Annotated in this window: 2 rRNA genes; both read right to left on the bottom strand. The window is 55.5% G+C overall.

What is annotated here, in order from left to right:
• Positions 1-50 precede the first annotated feature (50 nt).
• A 5S ribosomal RNA gene (gene rrf / locus R8Z57_RS17370) occupies positions 51-167 on the bottom strand.
• Between the two features lie 104 nt (positions 168-271).
• Positions 272-3,378 (bottom strand): 23S ribosomal RNA (locus R8Z57_RS17375).
• Positions 3,379-3,397 lie beyond the last annotated feature (19 nt).

The following is a 3,397-nucleotide window of genomic DNA, read 5'->3' on the forward strand; positions in this document are numbered from 1 at the left end:
TTAACGCGGAATGGCCACCCAGGGTGTGGGTGGCCATTCCGTGAATGGGTGTCCGGCGGTGTCCTACTCTCCCACAGGGTCCCCCCTGCAGTACCATCGGCGCTGAGAGGCTTAGCTTCCGGGTTCGGAATGGGACCGGGCGTTTCCCTCTCGCTATGGCCGCCGAAACTCTATTGATGTTTCAGTCATACACAACGACAAGTTTGTTGTTGTGTGGTGTCCCGACCGTACATCGGGAACCACTCAGTGGACGCGAGCACCAGAAGTTGGTGTTATCAAGTCATCGGCTTATTAGTACCAGTCAGCTGCACACGTTGCCGTGCTTCCACATCTGGCCTATCAACCCAGTAGTCTGGCTGGGAGCCTCTCACCCCGTAGGGTATGGAAGTCTCATCTTGAGGCCGGCTTCCCGCTTAGATGCTTTCAGCGGTTATCCATCCCGAACGTAGCTAACCAGCGGTGCACTTGGCAGTACAACTGGCACACCAGAGGTTCGTCCAACCCGGTCCTCTCGTACTAGGGTCAGATCCTCTCAAACTTCCTACGCGCGCAGCGGATAGGGACCGAACTGTCTCACGACGTTCTAAACCCAGCTCGCGTACCGCTTTAATGGGCGAACAGCCCAACCCTTGGGACCTACTCCAGCCCCAGGATGCGACGAGCCGACATCGAGGTGCCAAACCATGCCGTCGATATGGACTCTTGGGCAAGATCAGCCTGTTATCCCCGAGGTACCTTTTATCCGTTGAGCGACAGCGCTTCCACAAGCCACTGCCGGATCACTAGTCCCGACTTTCGTCCCTGCTCGACCTGTCAGTCTCACAGTCAAGCTCCCTTGTGCACTTACACTCGCCACCTGATTGCCAACCAGGTTGAGGGAACCTTTGGGCGCCTCCGTTACTTTTTGGGAGGCAACCGCCCCAGTTAAACTACCCACCAGGCACTGTCCCTGAACCGGATCACGGTTCGAAGTTAGACATCCAGAGTGACCAGAGTGGTATTTCAACAACGACTCCACGAATACTGGCGTATCCGCTTCACAGTCTCCCACCTATCCTACACAAGCCACACCGAACACCAATACCAAGCTGTAGTAAAGGTCACGGGGTCTTTCCGTCCTGCTGCGCGTAACGAGCATCTTTACTCGTAATGCAATTTCGCCGAGTTCGCGGTTGAGACAGTTGGGAAGTCGTTACGCCATTCGTGCAGGTCGGAACTTACCCGACAAGGAATTTCGCTACCTTAGGATGGTTATAGTTACCACCGCCGTTTACTGGGGCTTAAATTCTGAGCTTCGCCTTGCGGCTGACCCGTCCTCTTAACCTTCCAGCACCGGGCAGGCGTCAGTCCGTATACATCGTCTTGCGACTTGGCACGGACCTGTGTTTTTAGTAAACAGTCGCTACCCACTAGTCTCTGCGGCCACCACACCCTTTTCCCAGCAAGTGGGTATAAGCGGATGGCCCCCCTTCTCCCGAAGTTACGGGGGCATTTTGCCGAGTTCCTTAACCACGATTCTCTCGATCTCCTCGGTATTCTCTACCTGACCACCTGAGTCGGTTTGGGGTACGGGCGGCTAGAACCTCGCGTCGATGCTTTTCTTGGCAGCATAGGATCACCCACTTTTCATCCGCATCGTGTCTCAGCCTGTATGAGGAACGGATTTGCCTATCCCTCGGCCTACGCACTTGCCCCGGGACAACCATCGCCCGGGTTGGGCTACCTTCCTGCGTCACACCTGTTAATACGCTAACCGCCTCAGCATGGGGTCGTGCGCTAGGCCCACAGCATCACCCCGAAGGGATCCGTCAGTGGGATTCAGACACTTAGCACTACTGGATTGGTTGGGGCGGTTCTTCGCCGGTACGGGAATATCAACCCGTTGTCCATCGACTACGCCTGTCGGCCTCGCCTTAGGTCCCGACTTACCCAGGGAAGATTAGCTTGACCCTGGAACCCTTGGTCTTTCGGAGGACGTGTTTCTCACACGTCTTTCGCTACTCATGCCTGCATTCTCACTCGTGTAGCGTCCACGGCTGGGTCACCCCGCCGCTTCACTCGCCACACGACGCTCTCCTACCCATCAACACGGCTGGACCACGAAGGCCTACCAATAATGTCAATGCCACAACTTCGGTGGCGTGCTTGAGCCCCGTTACATTGTCGGCGCGGAATCACTTGACCAGTGAGCTATTACGCACTCTTTCAAGGGTGGCTGCTTCTAAGCCAACCTCCTGGTTGTCTAAGCAACTCCACATCCTTTCCCACTTAGCACGCGCTTAGGGACCTTAGATGGTGGTCTGGGTTGTTTCCCTCTCGACTATGAAGCTTATCCCCCACAGTCTCACTGCTGCGCTCTCACTTACCGGCATTCGGAGTTTGGCTGACGTCAGTAACCTGGTGGGGCCCATCGGCCATCCAGTAGCTCTACCTCCGGCAAGAAACACGCAACGCTGCACCTAAATGCATTTCGGAGAGAACCAGCTATCACGAAGTTTGATTGGCCTTTCACCCCTATCCACAGCTCATCCCCTCAGTTTTCAACCTAAGTGGGTTCGGCCCTCCACGACGTCTTACCGTCGCTTCAGCCTGGCCATGGATAGATCACTTCGCTTCGGGTCTAGGACATGCGACTGAATCGCCCTATTCAGACTCGCTTTCGCTACGGCTACCCCACCCGGGTTAACCTCGCCACATATCGCTAACTCGCAGGCTCATTCTTCAAAAGGCACGCTGTCACACCTACCAGGGGTGCTCCAACGGTTTGTAAGCAAACGGTTTCAGGTACTATTTCACTCCCCTCCCGGGGTACTTTTCACCTTTCCCTCACGGTACTTGTCCGCTATCGGTCATCTGGGAGTATTTAGGCTTATCAGGTGGTCCTGACAGATTCACACGGGATTTCTCGGGCCCCGTGCTACTTGGGATACGCTCCACGCCAGAACACGCATTTCGACTACGGGGCTGGCACCCACTCTGGCCCGCCTTTCAAGACGGTTCGTCTATACGCTTCTGTCACGTCGACCACTCGGCAGAATGATCAGGAACGTCCCGCAACCCCCCACATGCAACGCCTGCCGGCTCTCACACACATGAGGTTTAGCCTCATCCGATTTCGCTCGCCACTACTCACGGAATCACGGTTGTTTTCTCTTCCTGTGGGTACTGAGATGTTTCACTTCCCCACGTTCCCTCTACCCGCCCTATATATTCAGGCGGGAGTCACTGGGTCGGCACGCCGCCCAGCGGGGTTTCCCCATTCGGACACCCTCGGATCAAAACTTGCTTATCAGTTCCCCGAGGCTTATCGCAGATTGCTACGTCCTTCTTCGGCTCCAGATGCCAAGGCATCCACCGTTTGCTCTTAAAGACTTGAAAACATGAGAATCAAAAACTC

The organism is Microbacterium sp. M3 (genome assembly GCF_033548675.1).
In the GTDB taxonomy this organism is placed as follows: Bacteria; Actinomycetota; Actinomycetes; order Actinomycetales; family Microbacteriaceae; genus Microbacterium; species Microbacterium arthrosphaerae.